General features: G+C 65.1%; 13 protein-coding genes. 4 read left to right on the top strand and 9 right to left on the bottom strand.

The window, feature by feature from the left end; translation table 11 throughout:
* Positions 1–170: 170 nt before the first annotated feature.
* Entirely contained in the window at positions 171–575 is a 405-nt protein-coding gene (locus AC1DNG_RS12345; RefSeq protein ID WP_223914264.1) for a tautomerase family protein, read from the bottom strand.
* Positions 576–821: 246 nt separating this feature from the next.
* Here AC1DNG_RS12345 and AC1DNG_RS12340 point away from each other — a divergent pair, with 246 nt between their 5' ends.
* Both AC1DNG_RS12340 and AC1DNG_RS12335 read left to right on the top strand, forming a co-directional pair.
* A complete protein-coding gene (locus AC1DNG_RS12340; RefSeq protein ID WP_223914265.1) occupies positions 822–1,184 on the top strand; it encodes an ArsR/SmtB family transcription factor in 363 nt (120 codons plus the stop codon).
* Positions 1,181–1,663, top strand: a complete 483-nt coding sequence (locus AC1DNG_RS12335) for an SRPBCC family protein (RefSeq protein ID WP_476873499.1) — start codon at positions 1,181–1,183, stop codon at positions 1,661–1,663. The genes AC1DNG_RS12340 and AC1DNG_RS12335 overlap by 4 nt, the downstream gene beginning before the upstream one ends.
* A gap of 183 nt (positions 1,664–1,846) precedes the next feature.
* On the opposite strand, the gene sucD is transcribed toward AC1DNG_RS12335, so the two are convergent.
* From sucD to AC1DNG_RS12315, 4 genes are all read right to left on the bottom strand, one after another.
* A complete protein-coding gene (sucD, locus tag AC1DNG_RS12330; RefSeq protein WP_028275595.1) occupies positions 1,847–2,749 on the bottom strand; it encodes a succinate--CoA ligase subunit alpha in 903 nt (300 codons plus the stop codon).
* A 12-nt stretch (positions 2,750–2,761) separates the two neighbouring features.
* Positions 2,762–3,931, bottom strand: coding sequence for an ADP-forming succinate--CoA ligase subunit beta (gene sucC / locus AC1DNG_RS12325; protein WP_018776032.1), 1,170 nt, complete (start codon positions 3,929–3,931; stop codon positions 2,762–2,764).
* Between the two features lie 394 nt (positions 3,932–4,325).
* Entirely contained in the window at positions 4,326–6,884 is a 2,559-nt protein-coding gene (gene pcrA, locus AC1DNG_RS12320) for a DNA helicase PcrA (protein ID WP_476887450.1), read from the bottom strand.
* A 361-nt stretch (positions 6,885–7,245) separates the two neighbouring features.
* Positions 7,246–8,103, bottom strand: coding sequence for an inositol monophosphatase family protein (locus tag AC1DNG_RS12315; RefSeq protein WP_476857096.1), 858 nt, complete (start codon positions 8,101–8,103; stop codon positions 7,246–7,248).
* Between the two features lie 101 nt (positions 8,104–8,204).
* Between AC1DNG_RS12315 and AC1DNG_RS12310 the strand changes: the two genes are divergently transcribed.
* A complete protein-coding gene (locus tag AC1DNG_RS12310) occupies positions 8,205–8,855 on the top strand; it encodes a hypothetical protein (RefSeq protein ID WP_476857095.1) in 651 nt (216 codons plus the stop codon).
* Positions 8,856–9,052: 197 nt separating this feature from the next.
* On the opposite strand, the gene AC1DNG_RS12305 is transcribed toward AC1DNG_RS12310, so the two are convergent.
* Positions 9,053–10,075 carry a tetratricopeptide repeat protein gene (locus AC1DNG_RS12305; protein WP_476887449.1) on the bottom strand — a complete coding sequence of 341 codons (1,023 nt, stop codon included), beginning with the start codon at positions 10,073–10,075 and terminating at the stop codon, positions 9,053–9,055.
* A gap of 217 nt (positions 10,076–10,292) precedes the next feature.
* On the opposite strand from AC1DNG_RS12305, the gene AC1DNG_RS12300 reads away from it, so the two are divergent.
* On the top strand, positions 10,293–10,442 hold the full coding sequence (locus tag AC1DNG_RS12300; protein ID WP_476887448.1) for a hypothetical protein: 150 nt from the start codon (positions 10,293–10,295) through the stop codon (positions 10,440–10,442).
* Between the two features lie 103 nt (positions 10,443–10,545).
* Here the strand turns inward: AC1DNG_RS12300 and AC1DNG_RS12295 are convergent, their stop codons facing one another.
* Genes AC1DNG_RS12295 through AC1DNG_RS12285 form a run of 3 tightly spaced genes read right to left on the bottom strand, consistent with a single transcriptional unit; the run spans position 10,546 to position 14,607 of the window.
* Complete coding sequence (locus AC1DNG_RS12295) at positions 10,546–12,078, bottom strand: putative bifunctional diguanylate cyclase/phosphodiesterase (protein WP_476860158.1); 1,533 nt, start codon at positions 12,076–12,078, stop codon at positions 10,546–10,548.
* Positions 12,068–12,577: a DUF7793 family protein gene (locus AC1DNG_RS12290; protein ID WP_476851283.1), complete on the bottom strand. Its 510-nt coding sequence runs from the start codon at positions 12,575–12,577 to the stop codon at positions 12,068–12,070. Before AC1DNG_RS12290 ends, AC1DNG_RS12295 begins: the two co-directional genes overlap by 11 nt.
* Positions 12,574–14,607, bottom strand: a complete 2,034-nt coding sequence (locus AC1DNG_RS12285) for a glycosyltransferase family 2 protein (RefSeq protein ID WP_476860156.1) — start codon at positions 14,605–14,607, stop codon at positions 12,574–12,576. Before AC1DNG_RS12285 ends, AC1DNG_RS12290 begins: the two co-directional genes overlap by 4 nt.
* Positions 14,608–15,117 lie beyond the last annotated feature (510 nt).

The raw sequence follows: 15,117 nt of genomic DNA, 5'->3' as shown, positions 1-15,117 counted from the left end.
TTCAGTGCTTTGGGGCCTGGCGTGAGCCGGGCCACAACCACTACTTTGCCTTAGAATCCATGTACTGTCAAAGGTTTGTACTGACATATTTACAACATGACACGGGGACTTCAAATGATGCCCCGCGCGGCGCCGCGGCGGCGGGGCAGGCGCCGGAAATACCCGGGTGTTTACCTGGCGGGAACGCCGAGTTCGCCGGTGACGTACTGGGCCTGCCCGAAACCGAACGACCAGTCCCCCGCGGTGTTCTCGACATATCCGATAAAAACGTCCTCGCCGGCGACCCCCGCGGCGGCCAGCCTGTCCGCAATGGCGGCAAACAGGGACTGCTTGGCGGACTGGCTTCGCCCGGCCTGGGTGAAGATCTGGATCATCACCACGTCCGGCGTCCGCTCGAAGCCGAGCCCGGCATCCTGGGCGACAATTTGCCCCTCGGGATGCTCGGTCAGCACGTGGAAGTAGTCCCGCTCTGGAATGCCAAATTCGGCCACGATCGCGTTGTGGATGCCCTGGCTGAGCCCGCGGAGCTGCTCCGCGCCGCGGCCCTGGTTGACGTCAATTCGTACGAGAGGCACTCGCATCTCCTTCACTAGTTTGTCCTGACATACTAACAAAGTAATTTGGAGCTGCGCAAGGATTCCGTGACAGCACACAGCAACGCGGGGTCACCTACGGCCCATCCCAGGGTGCGGAATGGGCGCTACGTGACCCCGCGTTGGGGTATTGCGCAGGCCGGAGCCCAGGGATAGCGTTAACAACCTAGAGATTGATCAACAAGACGGTTGATTATCCATGGTCGGGACGGGAGGTGGGGACCCCAAGTGGATTCCAGCGACGACAGCGAGCTCGACGCGGCCTTCCTGGCCCTCGCCGATCCTGTCCGCCGCCGCATCATTGCCCGGCTCAGCCGGGGCCCGGCCACCGTCAATGAACTGGCGGAGCCCTTCGCGATCACCAAGCAGGCGGTCTCGAAACACATCCAGGTCCTCGAGCAGGCGCAACTTGTCACGCGCACCCGTGACGCCCAGCGCCGGCCCGTGCACCTGAACCCTGCACGGCTGGAAGCGCTCACCGCCTGGATCGACCAGTACCGGCTGGTCCGCGAGGGGCAGTTCCGCAGCCTTGACGCCGTGCTTGAAATCCGCGCCGCCCAGAGCGGCACACAGGCAAAGGATGCATCATGAGCAACGCACTGAAATTGACCGTCCCCGAGGGTCTGCCGTTCATCGATTTCGAGCGTGAATTCGATTTTCCGGTGTCCGAGGTGTTTCGGGCGCATAAGGATCCCGAGCTCGTCGCCCAGTGGCTTGGCCCGCGGCGGCTGACTATGGCTGTTGACCACTACGACTTCAGGACCGGCGGCAGCTACCGCTACACCCACACCGCGCCGGACGGCAGCGCCTATGGTTTCACCGGTGTCTTCCACACTGTCCGCGAGAATGATTTCGCCATCCAGACCTTCGAATTCGATGGCTACCCGGACGTGGTGAGCATTGAGTCCCTGACCTTCGAGGACCTGGGCGGCGGCCGTTCGCGGCTCCGCGGCCACGCGGTCTACCCCAGCATGGAGGCCCGCGACGGCATGGCGCAGTCCGGAATGGAGGGCGGCATGACCGAAGCCTACGAACAGCTCGAGGAAGTCCTCAGCGGGGCCAAGGTCTAGGACCTCGGGGTCTTAAAGAGTACGACGGCGGCAGGTCACCTCCCGGGGAAGATGGCCTGCCGCCGTCGTACTTAAAGAAGCAACGCGGGGTCACTCCGCGCCCATCCCACCGAGTGGAATGGGCCGTAAGTGACCCCGCGTTGCTGTATTGCAGTGGTGCTTATTTGCCGTGGTGCTTCGGACCTAGAGGGTCGCGAAGACCTCGCGCAGGAGCTTGGCGGTCTCGGACGGCGTCTTGCCGACCTTGACGCCGGCAGCCTCGAGGGCTTCCTTCTTGGCCTGGGCGGTGCCCGCGGAGCCCGAGACGATGGCGCCGGCGTGGCCCATGGTCTTGCCTTCCGGAGCGGTGAAGCCGGCCACGTAGCCAACAACCGGCTTCGTGACGTGGGCCTTGATGTAGTCGGCGGCACGCTCTTCGGCGTCGCCACCGATTTCGCCGATCATGACGATCGCCTTGGTCTCCGGGTCAGCCTCGAAGGCTTCGAGGGCATCGATGTGGGTGGTGCCGATGACCGGGTCGCCGCCGATGCCGATGGCGGTGGAGAAGCCGAGGTCGCGCAGCTCGTACATCATCTGGTAAGTCAGGGTGCCCGACTTGGAGACGAGGCCGATGGGGCCCTTGCCCGTGATGTTGGCCGGGGTGATGCCGACGAGGGCCTCACCCGGGGTGATGATGCCGGGGCAGTTCGGTCCGATGATGCGGGTGACCTGCTTGCCGTTGGCGTCCACCTTGGACTGGGCCAGTGCCCAGAACTCGGCGGAGTCCTGGACCGGCACGCCTTCGGTGATGACGACGACGAGGCCGATGCCGGCCTCGATGGCTTCAACGACGGCGTCCTTGGTGAAGGCCGGCGGCACGAAGACGATGGAAACGTCAGCGCCGGTCTCGGCCATGGCTTCCTTGACGGTGCCGAAGACGGTGATCTCGGCGTCGCCGTGCAGGACCGTGGTGCCGGCCTTGCGGGCGTTGACGCCGCCCACAACGTTGGTGCCGGCCTTGAGCATCAGGGCGGTGTGCTTGGTGCCTTCGCCGCCGGTGATGCCCTGGACGATGACCTTGGAGTCCTTGTTCAAATAAATAGACATAGTCGAGTCCCTCTACTTCGCTGCGTTGGCGAGCTCGGCAGCCTTGTCGGCGCCCTCGTCCATGGTGGCGGCCAGGGTAACCAGCGGGTGGTTGGCCTCGGCCAGGATGCGGCGGCCTTCCTCAACGTTGTTGCCGTCGAGGCGGACTACCAGCGGCTTGTTCGCGGAGTGGCCCAGCTCGGCCAGTGCACCGACGATGCCCTTGGCGACGGCGTCACAGGCGGTGATGCCGCCGAAGACGTTGACGAAGACGGACTTGACCTGCGGGTCGCCCAGGATGACGTCGAGGCCTGCTGCCATGACCTCGGCGGAAGCTCCACCGCCGATGTCCAGGAAGTTCGCGGGCTTGACGTTGCCGTGGTTCTCGCCGGCGTAAGCAACGACGTCGAGGGTGGACATGACCAGGCCGGCACCGTTACCGATGATGCCGACTTCGCCGTCCAGCTTGACGTAGTTGAGGTCCTGCGCCTTGGCCTTGGCCTCGAGCGGGTCAGCAGCGTCCTTGTCTTCAAGGTGGGCGTGCTTGGGGTGGCGGAAGTCGGCGTTCTCGTCGAGGGAGACCTTGCCGTCAAGGGCGACGATGTCGCCGGCGCCGGTCAGGACCAGCGGGTTGACCTCCACAAGAGTGGCGTCTTCCTTCTTGAAAACGTCCCAGAGCTTCAGGATTACGCTGGCGACCTTGCCACGCAGTTCCTCGGCGAAGCCTGCCGCGGCGACGATTTCGTCGGCCTTGGCCTGGTCGATGCCCACGGCCGGGTCAATCGAGATCTTGGCCAGGGCCTCGGGGCGCTCAACGGCGAGCTGCTCGATTTCCATGCCGCCTTCAACCGAGCACATGGCCAGGTAGTTGCGGTTGGCCCGGTCCAGAAGGACGGAGAAGTAGTATTCCTCGGCGATGTCTGCACCCTGGGCGATCATCACCCGGTGCACGGTGTGGCCCTTGATGTCCATCCCGAGGATGTTGGTGGAGTGTTCAAACGCTTCGTCAGCGGTCTTCGCGACCTTGACGCCGCCGGCCTTGCCGCGGCCTCCGGCCTTGACCTGCGCCTTTACGACAGTTACGCCGCCGATTTTCTCGGCAGCTGCCTTTGCTTCTTCAGGGGTGTGCGCCACGATGCCAGCAAGCACGGGTACACCGTGCGCCTCGAACATATCGCGCGCCTGATATTCAAACAGGTCCACGGTTTAGTGTCCTTCTACGTCGAAGTAGTTTCTGTACAGCCGGACCCCACGTACTCGCGGTTACCGGGCTGCGGAATAAACGCACCCTGCGACAAGCTTGGAAACGAGCCACACGGCGCAATGCTCCTTTGGGAACTCTAGTCCTTCGATCGGACCAGCCCGTTCCAGAGTACCGGTTATGTGAGTAAGGACACTATTCTATGGAGCGTAGAAAAACCGCTAGATTACGGGGTTTTTGGGGTGTCCGACGGCGCTCCGAAGGCCGGCGCGGCCGTGCCAGACCCGCGTTCGTAATGTACGGCGAACGTCCGTGCATCCGGCTGCACGGGGTGCTGGCGGACCGGTCTCCGGACTCCCGTTGGGTCTTCAGCCAAACGTCCAGCTACGCGGTCAGTTAGGCGTCCAGCTTGGTCAGCGGCGCGTAGCGCAGCAGCAGCCGCTTCTCGCCGATGTCGAACTTGACCTTGGCGACCGTCTTGTCCCCGGCGCCCTCCACCGCCAGGACGGTGCCGTTGCCGAAGCTGGTGTGGTTGACCTTGTCCCCCACGCTGACGGCGACGACTTCCTTCTGCGGCTGGACCCTGTTCTTGGCCACCGCGGCGGGAACGTCGGCGTTGAAGCCGGCGGACGGGCTGGCCGCGGCGCCGCGGGCGGTCCCGGCACCCCAGAACGATCCGCCGTAGCGGCTGGACCCGATCCCGGCACCGCTCCCCCAGCCTCCGCTCTGGCGGCTGGCGCCTTCGCGCTTCCATTCGACGAGCTCGGCCGGGATCTCCTCGATGAACTGGCTCGCGGGGTTGTACTGGCTCTGGCCCCACATGCTGCGGACCTCGGACCTGGTCAGGTAGAGACGCTTGCGGGCACGAGTCAGCCCCACGTAGGCCAGCCGGCGTTCCTCGGCCAGTTCCTTGGGATCGGTGGCGGAGCGCTGGTGCGGGAACAGCCCGTGCTCCATGCCGGTAAGGAACACCACCGGGAATTCCAGGCCCTTCGCGGTGTGCAGCGTCATCAGGGTCACGACGCCGAGCCGCTTGGCTTCGGCGACGGCGGCCGCCAGGTTTTCGGCGTCACCGCCGGGGGCGTCCGGGATCTGGTCGGCGTCGGCCACGAGGGAGACCTGCTCCAGGAAGGCTCCGAGCGAGCCTTCGGGGTTGTCGCGTTCGTATTCCCGGACGACGGCGACCAGTTCGGCGAGGTTCTCCACCCTGGACTCGTCCTGCGGATCGGTGCTGGAACGCAGCCCGGCAAGGTAGCCCGTTTGTTCGAGCACGGCTTCGAGAGCCGCGGCCGCGCCGGAGCCGGAAGCGACCTCGGCGAGGTCGTCGAGGAGTTTCACGAAGCCCAGCACGGCGTTGACCGAGCGCGTCGCCATGCCCGGGGCTTCATCGGCGCGCCGCGCGGCGGCCATGAAGGACGTGCGCTCACGCTCTGCCAGGGCGGCGACGGCACCCTCGGCTCGGTCACCGATCCCGCGCTTGGGTTCGTTGAGGATGCGGCGGAGGTTGACGTCGTCGTCCGGGTTGACCAGGACGCGCAGGTAGGCGAGGGCGTCCTTGATCTCCTTGCGCTCGTAGAAGCGGGTGCCGCCGACCACCTTGTAGGGCAGGCCCACGCGGACCAGGACGTCCTCGATCGAGCGGGACTGGGCGTTGGTGCGGTAGAAAATGGCCACGTCGCCGGGGCGCAGGTTGCCCTCATCCTGGAGCCGGTCAATTTCCTTGGCGATGAACTGGGCCTCGTCGTGTTCGTTCTCGCCGACGTAGCCCACGATCTTCTCGCCGTCGCCCTCGGCCGTCCAGAGCCGTTTCTCCGGCCGGTTGGGGTTGCGGGAGATCACCGAGTTGGCGGCGCTGAGGATGGTCTGGGTGGAGCGGTAGTTCTGCTCGAGCTTGATGGTGCGGGCGTCCGGGTAGTCCTTCTCGAACTCCACGATGTTGCGGATGTCCGCGCCGCGGAAGGCGTAGATGGACTGGTCTGAATCGCCGACGACAGTGAGCTCGGCCGCGTCGGGGCCCTCGCCGACGATCTCGCGCACCAGGGCGTACTGGGCGTGGTTGGTGTCCTGGTATTCGTCCACGAGGACGTGCCGGAAGCGGCGCCGGTAGGAGTCGGCGAGCGCCGGGAAGGCCCGGAACATGTAGACGGTCTCGGCGATCAGGTCATCGAAGTCCATGGCGTTGGCCTGGCGCAGGCGCTGGGTGTAGCCCTTGAAGACCTCGGCGACGGCCTGCTCGAAGGGATCGTTGTAGTTGGCGCTGGAGGAATAGCTGTCTGCGTCGATCAGCTCGTTCTTGAGCGCGGAGATCTTGTGCTGGATGGCCTTGGGCGCGAAGCGCTTGGGGTCAAGGTCCAGGTTCTTGGCGACCAGGGTGATCAGGCGCAGCGAGTCGGCGGAGTCGTAGATCGAGAAGTTGGAGTTGAGCCCGACGTTCTTGGCCTCGCGGCGCAGGATCCGGACGCAGGAGGAGTGGAAGGTGGAGATCCACATGGTCTTGGCCCGGCCGCCGACCAGCGCCTCGATCCGTTCCCGCATTTCGGCCGCGGCCTTGTTGGTGAAGGTGATGGCCAGGATCTCGCCGTGGTGCGCCCGCCTCGTGGCGATCAGGTAGGCGATCCGGTTGCTGAGCACGCGGGTCTTGCCCGACCCGGCGCCGGCGACAATCAGCAGGGCGCTGCCGGCGTGCTTGACCGCTTCTTCCTGCTGGGGGTTCAGCCCCTCGAGGAGTTCGCCGGCGTTCGGAAGCTGCGGGCGGTCCCAGCCGCTGTCAGGGCCGTCGCCGTGCGCGCTGCCGCCGTGCGGGGCGGCGCCGTGCAAGCTTCCGCCGTGCGGGGCGGAATCCGGTCCGGAATCCAGGCCCGCCAGGCCGGACCCGGAGCGCGATTTAGTGCCTGCCGCCGCCTTGGAGGCAGCTTGGAAGGGTCCGTCGGCGTAAGGGTCAAACAACATATCCATGGTGTATCTAAGTCTAGGCGGTGGCGCTGACAGCCGTGTCCGCCCGTCGGGACATGCCCTCCCCTGCCCGCGCCCAGTGGACATAATCCCCCTGCGCCCAGTCCTGGCCGCGAAGAATGAGCATGCCCCGCGGAAGCTGTCATGGAGAAGACCCGGGTTGTTCTGAAGACCGCCGAGGTTGTTCTGAAAAATGAGCATGCGCTACGGACAGAGCTCTGCCCAACGGACATGTCCTCCGCCACCCGTGACCACTGGACATACTCCCTTTGTACCCGCTCCTGACAGCGAAAAATGAGCATGTCCCCCGGACCCCGCCGCGAAAAATGAGCATGTCCCGCGGGGAGGTCCGGCAGGCGGGAAGCTAGCCGACGCCCCCGGAGCTGAGCGCGGCGCGCAGCTGCTGGACCGCCGTCGTGCCTCCCGCGATGAACCAGTCGAGTCCGTTGACGCGCACGACGTCGGTCGCGCCGCCGGCCGCCTCCACGATCGCCTTCCCGGGCAGCCAGTCCCACTCGGGGCAGCTGTGCTGGAACCAGCAGCCGAGCTCTCCGTCCGCGACCCGGCCGAGGTCGCAGGAGCCGGACCCGAACATGCGCAGCGCGGCCGCCGACGTCGCTGCCGCGTGCCAGGGCATGGCACACATCGGATCGGCAAGCCACGTCGGGTGGATGTAGGTTGCCGCGCCGAGATCAGCCAGCGGCGTGTCGGAGCGTCCGGTGCCACCGGACGCGCCGGGCAGGAAGGTGACCAGTTTTTCGCCGTTGAGGGTCGCCGCACGGGACGTCCCGCCCAGCCAGAGTTTGTCCTCCTCCGGCTGGAAGATGGCGCCGAGCCCTGCACCGGAGGAATCCTTCAGGGCAATGGCCGAGCACCAGTACGTGGATCCATGCAGGAAGTTGAAGGTCCCATCGACGGGGTCAATGACCCAGGTCCGGCCGCTGCTGCCCGCCACGGAGGCGCCCTCCTCGCCCAGGACGGCGTCATCGGGGCGGCAGCGCCGAAGCTGTTCCAGCACGTAGGATTCGGCGGCGTGGTCGGCGGCCGTGACCACGTCCGAGACCGACGTCTTCTGCCTGCCTTCAAGCCCGGCCTGCCGCATCAACAGCGCCAGGGTGCCGGCCTCGCGGACCAGGGCCTCGGCCAGTTGGTAGTCATCCAGTGAGGGGTCGAGATCTGCGGTGCTGTGCCGGCCGAGCCGGTGTTTTCCTAGTTCGGTCACGCGTCCCAGACTATCGGCGCCCGCTGGCAGTGAACAGCCGGCGCGGGCACCCGGGCAGACGGCGGCGCGGAGGGGTGTGCAGGACGGGCGATAATGGAGCCATGGCCAAGACACCCGCGCAGCGGATCAAAAAGCACGGCGCCAACGCGGCGGTCCCCCAGCACCATCTCCCTCCGGTGATCAATCCGACCACCAGCCGGACACCGCAGAAGGCACAGAGTAACAGCAATCTGATTGTCATCGCCGGGGTCGTGGCCAGCCTGTTCCTGTTCTGGTATCTGCACCTGCTCACCCTCAACCAGCTCACGCAGTTGTCGGGCGGCCAGGCAATGCCCGACTCGTTGGTGGGCGGCTTTGACCTGGGGTTCGTGGAGCATTTGCGCGCGGCCATGGACGCCGATGCCCGGGGCCAGCTGAACTATGTCCACAAGACGGCCGGGATGCTCTTCCCGCTGATCTTTGGCTTTACCTGGCTGCTGCTGATCGGAACCAACGTGGCCCGGAAATCCCTGCGCTGGGCGCTGTGGTCGTTGCCGCTGCTCTTTGCTGCGGTCCGGCTGTGGGGCAACACGGTGATCGATGAAATGATGTCCGCCGACACTCTCGACGGCGCTCAGGTCGCCCTGGCCTCCGGGCTCACCGTGGCCGGCTGGGTCCTTCTGGCGCTGAGCGTCGTGGCCGGCGTCGCCGCCGTGTTACTCGGACGCAAGGCTGCCGCGGCTTCGGCCACCCCGGGACATGTCCAGTCCTGATTCGCGCGGCAGGGCTAGTTCTCTATTCCCGGCTTAGGACACCGGACATGTCCATTCCTGGTCGCCGTGGCTGGAGTCGTCCCTCGCACCCGGCCTCGAGCACGGGACATGTCCAGCGTTCGGCCCGGCAGGTGGACATCTTGCCATTATGTCCATCCCTCAAGTCCAGCGGAGAGCATGTCCAGTTCAGTGCGAAGTCAGGGCAGTTCGGTCAGGAATTCAAGGGCCTGTTCCGCACGTTGGGAGGCTCCTGCTTTCTCAAAGTAGTCGGCGGCCTCCATCAGGTACTTCCGGGCTTCGGCCCCGTTTCCCAACGCGGCGTGCGACCGGCCCAGAAGAAGATACGCCTCGCCCAATATTTGCGGGGACGTCTTTTCGGGGACCGGGAAAATGTCAACCAGGGTGTCGACCGCCGATTTTTGATCCCCCGCCAGGAAGTTCCAGTGGCCGCGGTTCAGCTTGAGCAATATGTGATCTTCTTCGGTGCCGCCAATGACATCCGTGGCTAATTCCGCGCGTTCAATGCAACGAAGGGTGTCCGCGTCCGCAACATCAGCGGCGAGCCTCATGGCAGCGGATGCCTTATTGAATTTTGCCCAAACGGTGAGGTTCCTGGCCGGTGAAAAGGTGCCAGCGGCGAGTTCGTGATAGTGCAGCCCCTCGGCGACTTTGCTGCAAAGAAACGCGACGTTCCCAATGACCCAATACGCTTTGCCCACCAACTGGTCATCGACTTCGCCCGAAATGATGTCGGCCATGATGAGGCTTTCCGCCCACGCTTCGTCAAGCCTTCCACTATCGGCAAGCGCCGCAATGAGGGCCTGCCTGGCCTTGACTGCAATTTCGACGTCGTCCTCGTCAACCATGAGGTCCGCTGCAATTCTGGCCTCGTCGGCGGCCTCTTCGAGCAGGCCCATGCCCCGGCGAGTCAGGGCCAGGAGGATGTGCACCTGCGCCTGAAGCTGCCGGTTCCCATCCCGGGGTTCCGCAATCAGTGTGCCGGCAAGTTCCGCGCAAGCTTCAATTTCTCCGGCGGCAATGAGGCTCTCGGCCCGGAACAGCGTCATGTGCCACCATGACGACGCATCACCTTCAGCATCGGCAATATCCGCCGCCATCTGCGCGGCGTTCGCGGCCTCGCGGAAGTCGTGGCTGGACCGGAGCTCGCGCGCCTGCAGCTCTGCAGCGGCGTACGAGGGTGAAACGGAACTTTGTTGCATGTCTCAATTATCCGTTGCCGGGGGAGCGGAAACGAACAAACCGCGCAAGCAAGACCTGCGCAATATTGACTCAGGTCTTCCGAAGCTTCGCGCGAATAACACGACTTCGCAGATCGCGGAGCGAATCGTTATACAGCGGCGTGTCGTTTGGCCCTATACTAAATCTGCACCACAAGTCACATGAGTCACATCAGCCTCTTACGTATCAGGAGTCCTAATGAAGAAGACCCTTGCAACACTCCTCGTCGCCGGTGCGCTGGCAACCGCGGGCATGTCCGCCTCCGCAGCGATTTCTGCTGCAGCTGACACCTCCGGACACAGCTCGGTGGCCGCTATCGGTTGGTGGCCGGACTCCATCAAGAAGTAACGGAGACTGCATTGACAGGCGGCGGGTGTCGGGAGTGATTCCGGCACCCGCCGTCGCTGTTTAACCATCGTCCAGCTCCGCCCCAACAACCATCAACCCAGGGCTACAAGAGCTTTCCACCCCCCGCAAACAACGCCACGATCTCGCCCGCCGGCGCGGGCCGGCCAAAGTAGTAGCCCTGCCCGCTGCCGCAGCCCATCTCGCGCAGGACTTCCGCCTGTTCCGCCGTCTCGATCCCCTCGGCCAGCGCCTTCAGGCCGCAGGCGTGGATGAGGTGCAGCACCGCGGCTACGAAGTCCCGCTGTTGCTCGTCGTCGCCGAGGCCGCTGATCAGGCTTCGGTCGATCTTGACCACGTTCACCGGCAGCTTGCGCAGGTAGCTGATGGAGGAATAGCCGGTCCCGAAGTCATCGATCTCGAGTTGCACGCCGAGCCGGCGAAGGCCGTTGAGCGAATACTGGTCGACGTCGCCGCCGTTGACCGCCATGGACTCGGTCAGTTCCACGATCAGGTTTGATGCATCCACGCCGGTCTCCCTGAGGATGTCCCGCACATGTTCGATCAGCTCGAGGTTTTGCAGTTCGGTGGTGGAAATGTTGACCCGGACGTTAAAGGTGCTGTCCACCTGCAAGTCCTGCTGCCATTTGCGCAATTGGCGCACTGCATTGCGCAGCACCCAGTGGCCCAGGTCCACGATCATGCCGGTTTCCTCGGCCAGGGGAATGAACTGGTCCGGCATGAGCAGACCGCGCTCCGGGTGGTTCCACCGGACCAGCGCCTCCACACCCTCGATCCTGCCGGTCGCGAGGTCCACCACCGGCTGGTAATGCAGGGTCAGCTGGTCCTGCCGGATGGCTTCGCGCATTTCCGTAATCATGACGCTCTGCAGCCGGCGCGCGTACAGCAGGGCCGGCTCGAAGACTTTGATGCTGCTGTGCTGCTGCGCCTTGGCCGCGTACATGGCCGTGTCGGCCTCCATGACCAGGTCATCGACGGACTGGCCGGGTTCCGCGATCCGCAGGCCGATGCTCGTTCCGCAGGTGACTTTCAGGTCCCCGACGTCGAGGCTCTCACTGAGTGCCTTGAGGATCCTGTTCGCCACCCTGCGTGCCCGGACCAGATTGGACTTCGGCAGCATGACGGCGAATTCGTCGCCGCCAAGGCGCGCCACGGTGTCAGTCTCGCGGACGGCGTCCTGGAGCCGGCGTGCGATGGCCCGCAGGACGTCGTCGCCGGCGCTGTGCCCCAGGGTGTCGTTAATGCCCTTGAAGGAATCAAGATCCAGAATCAGGAGGGCCGGCGGCATTTCGCCGCGCGAGGACTCCGCGAGGGCATGGCTCAGGACCGAGTTCAGTGCCGTCCGGTTGGCGAGTTGGGTCAGTGGGTCGGTCAGCGCCATGCGTTCGAGCTCCACCTGTGCCTCGCGCAGCATTGCCGTGCGGCTTTCGACCCGCTCTTCCAGCTCCTGGTAGATGGTCTGCAGGTCATCGGCCATCAGGTTGATGCCGGCGATGACGGCGGCGACGTCGTCGCGGGCTCCCGAATGCGGGATCCGGGTGCTCAGATCGCCGCCTGCGATCCGCACGATGCCTTCCACGAGGGCGTGCAGCCTGGGGTCCGGTGATTCATTCTTCACGGGTGTACTGCCTTAGCCACTCAACGGCCGCGGATTCGGAGGTGAAGAACTGGGCCGGGATCGTCTCGCTTCGGGACCGCAGGAGGTAGTGGGCAATGACCCGGTCCACCGGGCTCTCGCCCACCAGGGCGAACGCTGTCGCCGCTATGGAACCGCTGTAGACCCGGCGGGCCTCCATGCTGACACCGACGACGCCGGTGATCACCAGGAGCACCGGCATCCGCCGTCCCGCGGCGAGCGTGCGGACGATGTCGCCGGCGATGCGCGCCTCCGGACCCTCGATCTCCTGGTTGGCGGGCAACAGGACCTCGATGATTCCGCCGTCGATCATCCGCACCCCGATGCTACGGGCGGCACCGCCGTCGGCGAGCGCACCGTCGGCCGCCCGGGCCGCGGTGACCGCCGACGCCCCCAGAACGACGCCGGCCGCGGCCGCTGCCGTGTCCGGCAGGCCCTCCGGCAGCCGCCCCTCGGGCCCGGCCAGGGCCTCGAGCGTCATCGGACCGCAATTCGACGGCGGCGGTCCGCGGAGCCCCGGAGGTCACGGTTCAGCCGTCGGTCGCCGTGATAGAGAATCGTTTCCCAGTCGACTTCCTCGGCTGTCTTGGCAATCACGGGACTCTCCTTCACTTTCTTGGGCCTGGGACTGACATACAGCCAGTTAACCACCCCGAGGAAGACATCCACCGCGGAGTTGAAGACTCCGATGTAGGCGCGGATCGCGCCGGCAGCGAGGATGGCGTTGACGGAGGCGAAGGCCACATTGCCCCAGTTCCCCACTTGCGCGTCCCGCCATACGGTCAGCAGCGAGAAGGCGACGATCGCGTACGGGGTCAGGACGTAGATCGCCGGGGCGGCGGTGCGGTCCTTGACCTTGGGCGTGCGGGCGAAGGGAATCTTGTCGCCTGTGACGGCCTGCTGCAGCGATTTCAGCACGCCCGCCAGGTTGACCGGCAGCAGCACGAGGTTGAAGCCGTAGATCCGGAGGATGTCGCTGAAGCGGTGGCCGCAGTCGCGCAGGTCGCTGCCCATGGCCAGGAAGTACGGCAGGGCGGCGATGAATACGATCGGGCTCAGCAGCCGGCTGTCATAGGGGTACGCCAGGAGGAAGACGAGACCAAAGCTGGCCCACGCGATGGAGGCCATGTAATTCACCCGCAGCAGCACCTCCCGGAACAGGATCGCGCGGCGCTCGGACCGGTGTTGGCGGAGCTGGACCCACAGCTTGGGCAGGATCAGCAGGCCGCCGTTCGCCCAGCGCCGGCGCTGGACTACGAGGGAGCCGAAGTCCGGGGGCGTGGCGCTGTAGCTGAGCCGTTCCGGATAGTTCACCAGGGTCCAGCCGTGCTGGCCGAGATCGATGCTGGATTCGGTATCTTCGATGACGGTTCGGTCCTGGATGTAGGTCCGGATCTCGAAGGCCCCGTTGGTTTCCACCTCGACGATGTCCTCCAGGGCGCGTTTGCGGATGACGGCGTTGGCGCCCACCCAGAACGTCGCACCGTAGTAGGTCATGCCCTGGTGGAGGATGTGCTGGAGGTCGGTGGTGGCTCCGGCGACCCGTTCGATGCGGGTGGGGGCACCACGGAAGGAGGAATACGGCGTCTGGGTGACCGCGACGCGCTCGTTGCCGGCCGATTCCAGGAAGTAGACCAGCCGGAGGCAGTAGTCGCGCAGAAGCAGCGAGTCGGCGTCGAGCGTCAACAGGTAAGTCGTGTCCCGGACGTCCATGATCTCGCAGTCCAGTTCCGGGGCGACGCCGGCGCCCACCTTGCGCAGGATCACGCCGTCGGCGGTGGTTTCCTTCTGCCAGGTGTGGCCCATCAGGGAAATGTAGGCATTGAGGTTCATGGCCTTGTTCGCCTCGTGGGAAAGGCTCTCGTATTTTTTGCGTTCGAACGTTTCGGTGGAGACGTTGAAGATCCAGGTCAGCCGGAGGTACAGCTCTTCGATCCGGGTGCGCGGCGGCGAGGTCTGCTGGGCCAGCGCAGCGTTCAGTCCCAGGAGTACGAGCCTCAGCTCGCGGGCCAGGCCCATCAGGACGAGGTCGACGAAGAACTCGTCGACGTGGTCCTCCACCGTTTCGGCAGCAGCCATCGATTCAAGCCATTCGGCGGCTGCCTCATATTCGGCGATCAGCAGGGCCACCTCGGCGGCAGTGCCGCGCCCGTGCGCCTTTTCCCGGTTGCGGAAATCGGCCAGGGCAGCATTGAAGCGCGACGCCGGGACGCTGAGTTCTGCGGCGATCTCCGCGGTCAGTGCGCGGGTCTTGTCCAACCGGACCCGGTCACCAAGGTCTGAGGGATGCGGCGGGTCATCGAGCAGCAACACCACTTTGAGGTCCGGGAACTCCTGCAGCGCCGCGGACCACAGCGTCGCCCGCACCACCTGGGGTTCTTCGGCGTAGGAGGGCACCAGCACGGTGATGCCCTCGGCGTACTCGGCGAAGTGCCGGTCAAGCTCGCCGCGCGGCACCCTGGCATGGTCCCGGAACCGGTACAGGGCACCCTGCCGGGCCATCAGGTACATGAGGGCGGAAAACGTCAGGAATGTTACGACGATTAGGTAGGAGACCGTCTCAAACTGAAACCGGAAACCCGCATTGGGGTTGTCCGCGAGCTCTTTCAGAATGGTGGAAATAACGTATGTTACCCAGGCCGCCAGCGTCGTGAGAATTCCCAGGCGGCCAAGGATTATTTTGCGCCGGGACGGTCTCGGATGAACAATTGACAGCGGCTCGGAACGCCGCTCTGCTCCCCATTGACGGCGCCGGACCGCACCTTTTTGTTCGGTGGTCGCGCTTTCCGAATCCAAGCGCGGCAAGACAAGCTGATCTGGCATTAGTCCCCATAAGACTGCAAAGTCGGCATATTGGCGCGCGCCTACGGCAAAACCCGCACGCCGCACCGGAATGTTCCGGTGAGTGCCCTTATGATAATGCAAGGTCAGAGGCTTGCCGGACATCAGACACCCCGGAAATTTCACGAGCTGATGCCGGCTGCCGGCGCGTGCCCGGCTGCCCAACGAAAGACGCACAAG

This window comes from Arthrobacter sp. 01T425 (assembly GCF_056398725.1).
This window is presented reverse-complemented; position numbering and strand designations above follow the sequence as displayed.

Excerpts from the sequence above, each read along its gene's own strand:
- AC1DNG_RS12335 (WP_476873499.1), top strand. The coding sequence starts at position 1,181 with ATGAGCAACGCACTGAAATTGACCGTCCCCGAGGGTCTGCCGTTCATC.
- sucD (WP_028275595.1), bottom strand. The coding sequence starts at position 2,749 with ATGTCTATTTATTTGAACAAGGACTCCAAGGTCATCGTCCAGGGCATC.
- pcrA (WP_476887450.1), bottom strand. The coding sequence starts at position 6,884 with ATGGATATGTTGTTTGACCCTTACGCCGACGGACCCTTCCAAGCTGCC.
- AC1DNG_RS12310 (WP_476857095.1), top strand. The coding sequence starts at position 8,205 with ATGGCCAAGACACCCGCGCAGCGGATCAAAAAGCACGGCGCCAACGCG.
- AC1DNG_RS12305 (WP_476887449.1), bottom strand. The coding sequence starts at position 10,075 with ATGCAACAAAGTTCCGTTTCACCCTCGTACGCCGCTGCAGAGCTGCAG.
- AC1DNG_RS12300 (WP_476887448.1), top strand. The coding sequence starts at position 10,293 with ATGAAGAAGACCCTTGCAACACTCCTCGTCGCCGGTGCGCTGGCAACC.
- AC1DNG_RS12290 (WP_476851283.1), bottom strand. The coding sequence starts at position 12,577 with ATGACGCTCGAGGCCCTGGCCGGGCCCGAGGGGCGGCTGCCGGAGGGC.
- AC1DNG_RS12285 (WP_476860156.1), bottom strand. The coding sequence starts at position 14,607 with ATGTACCTGATGGCCCGGCAGGGTGCCCTGTACCGGTTCCGGGACCAT.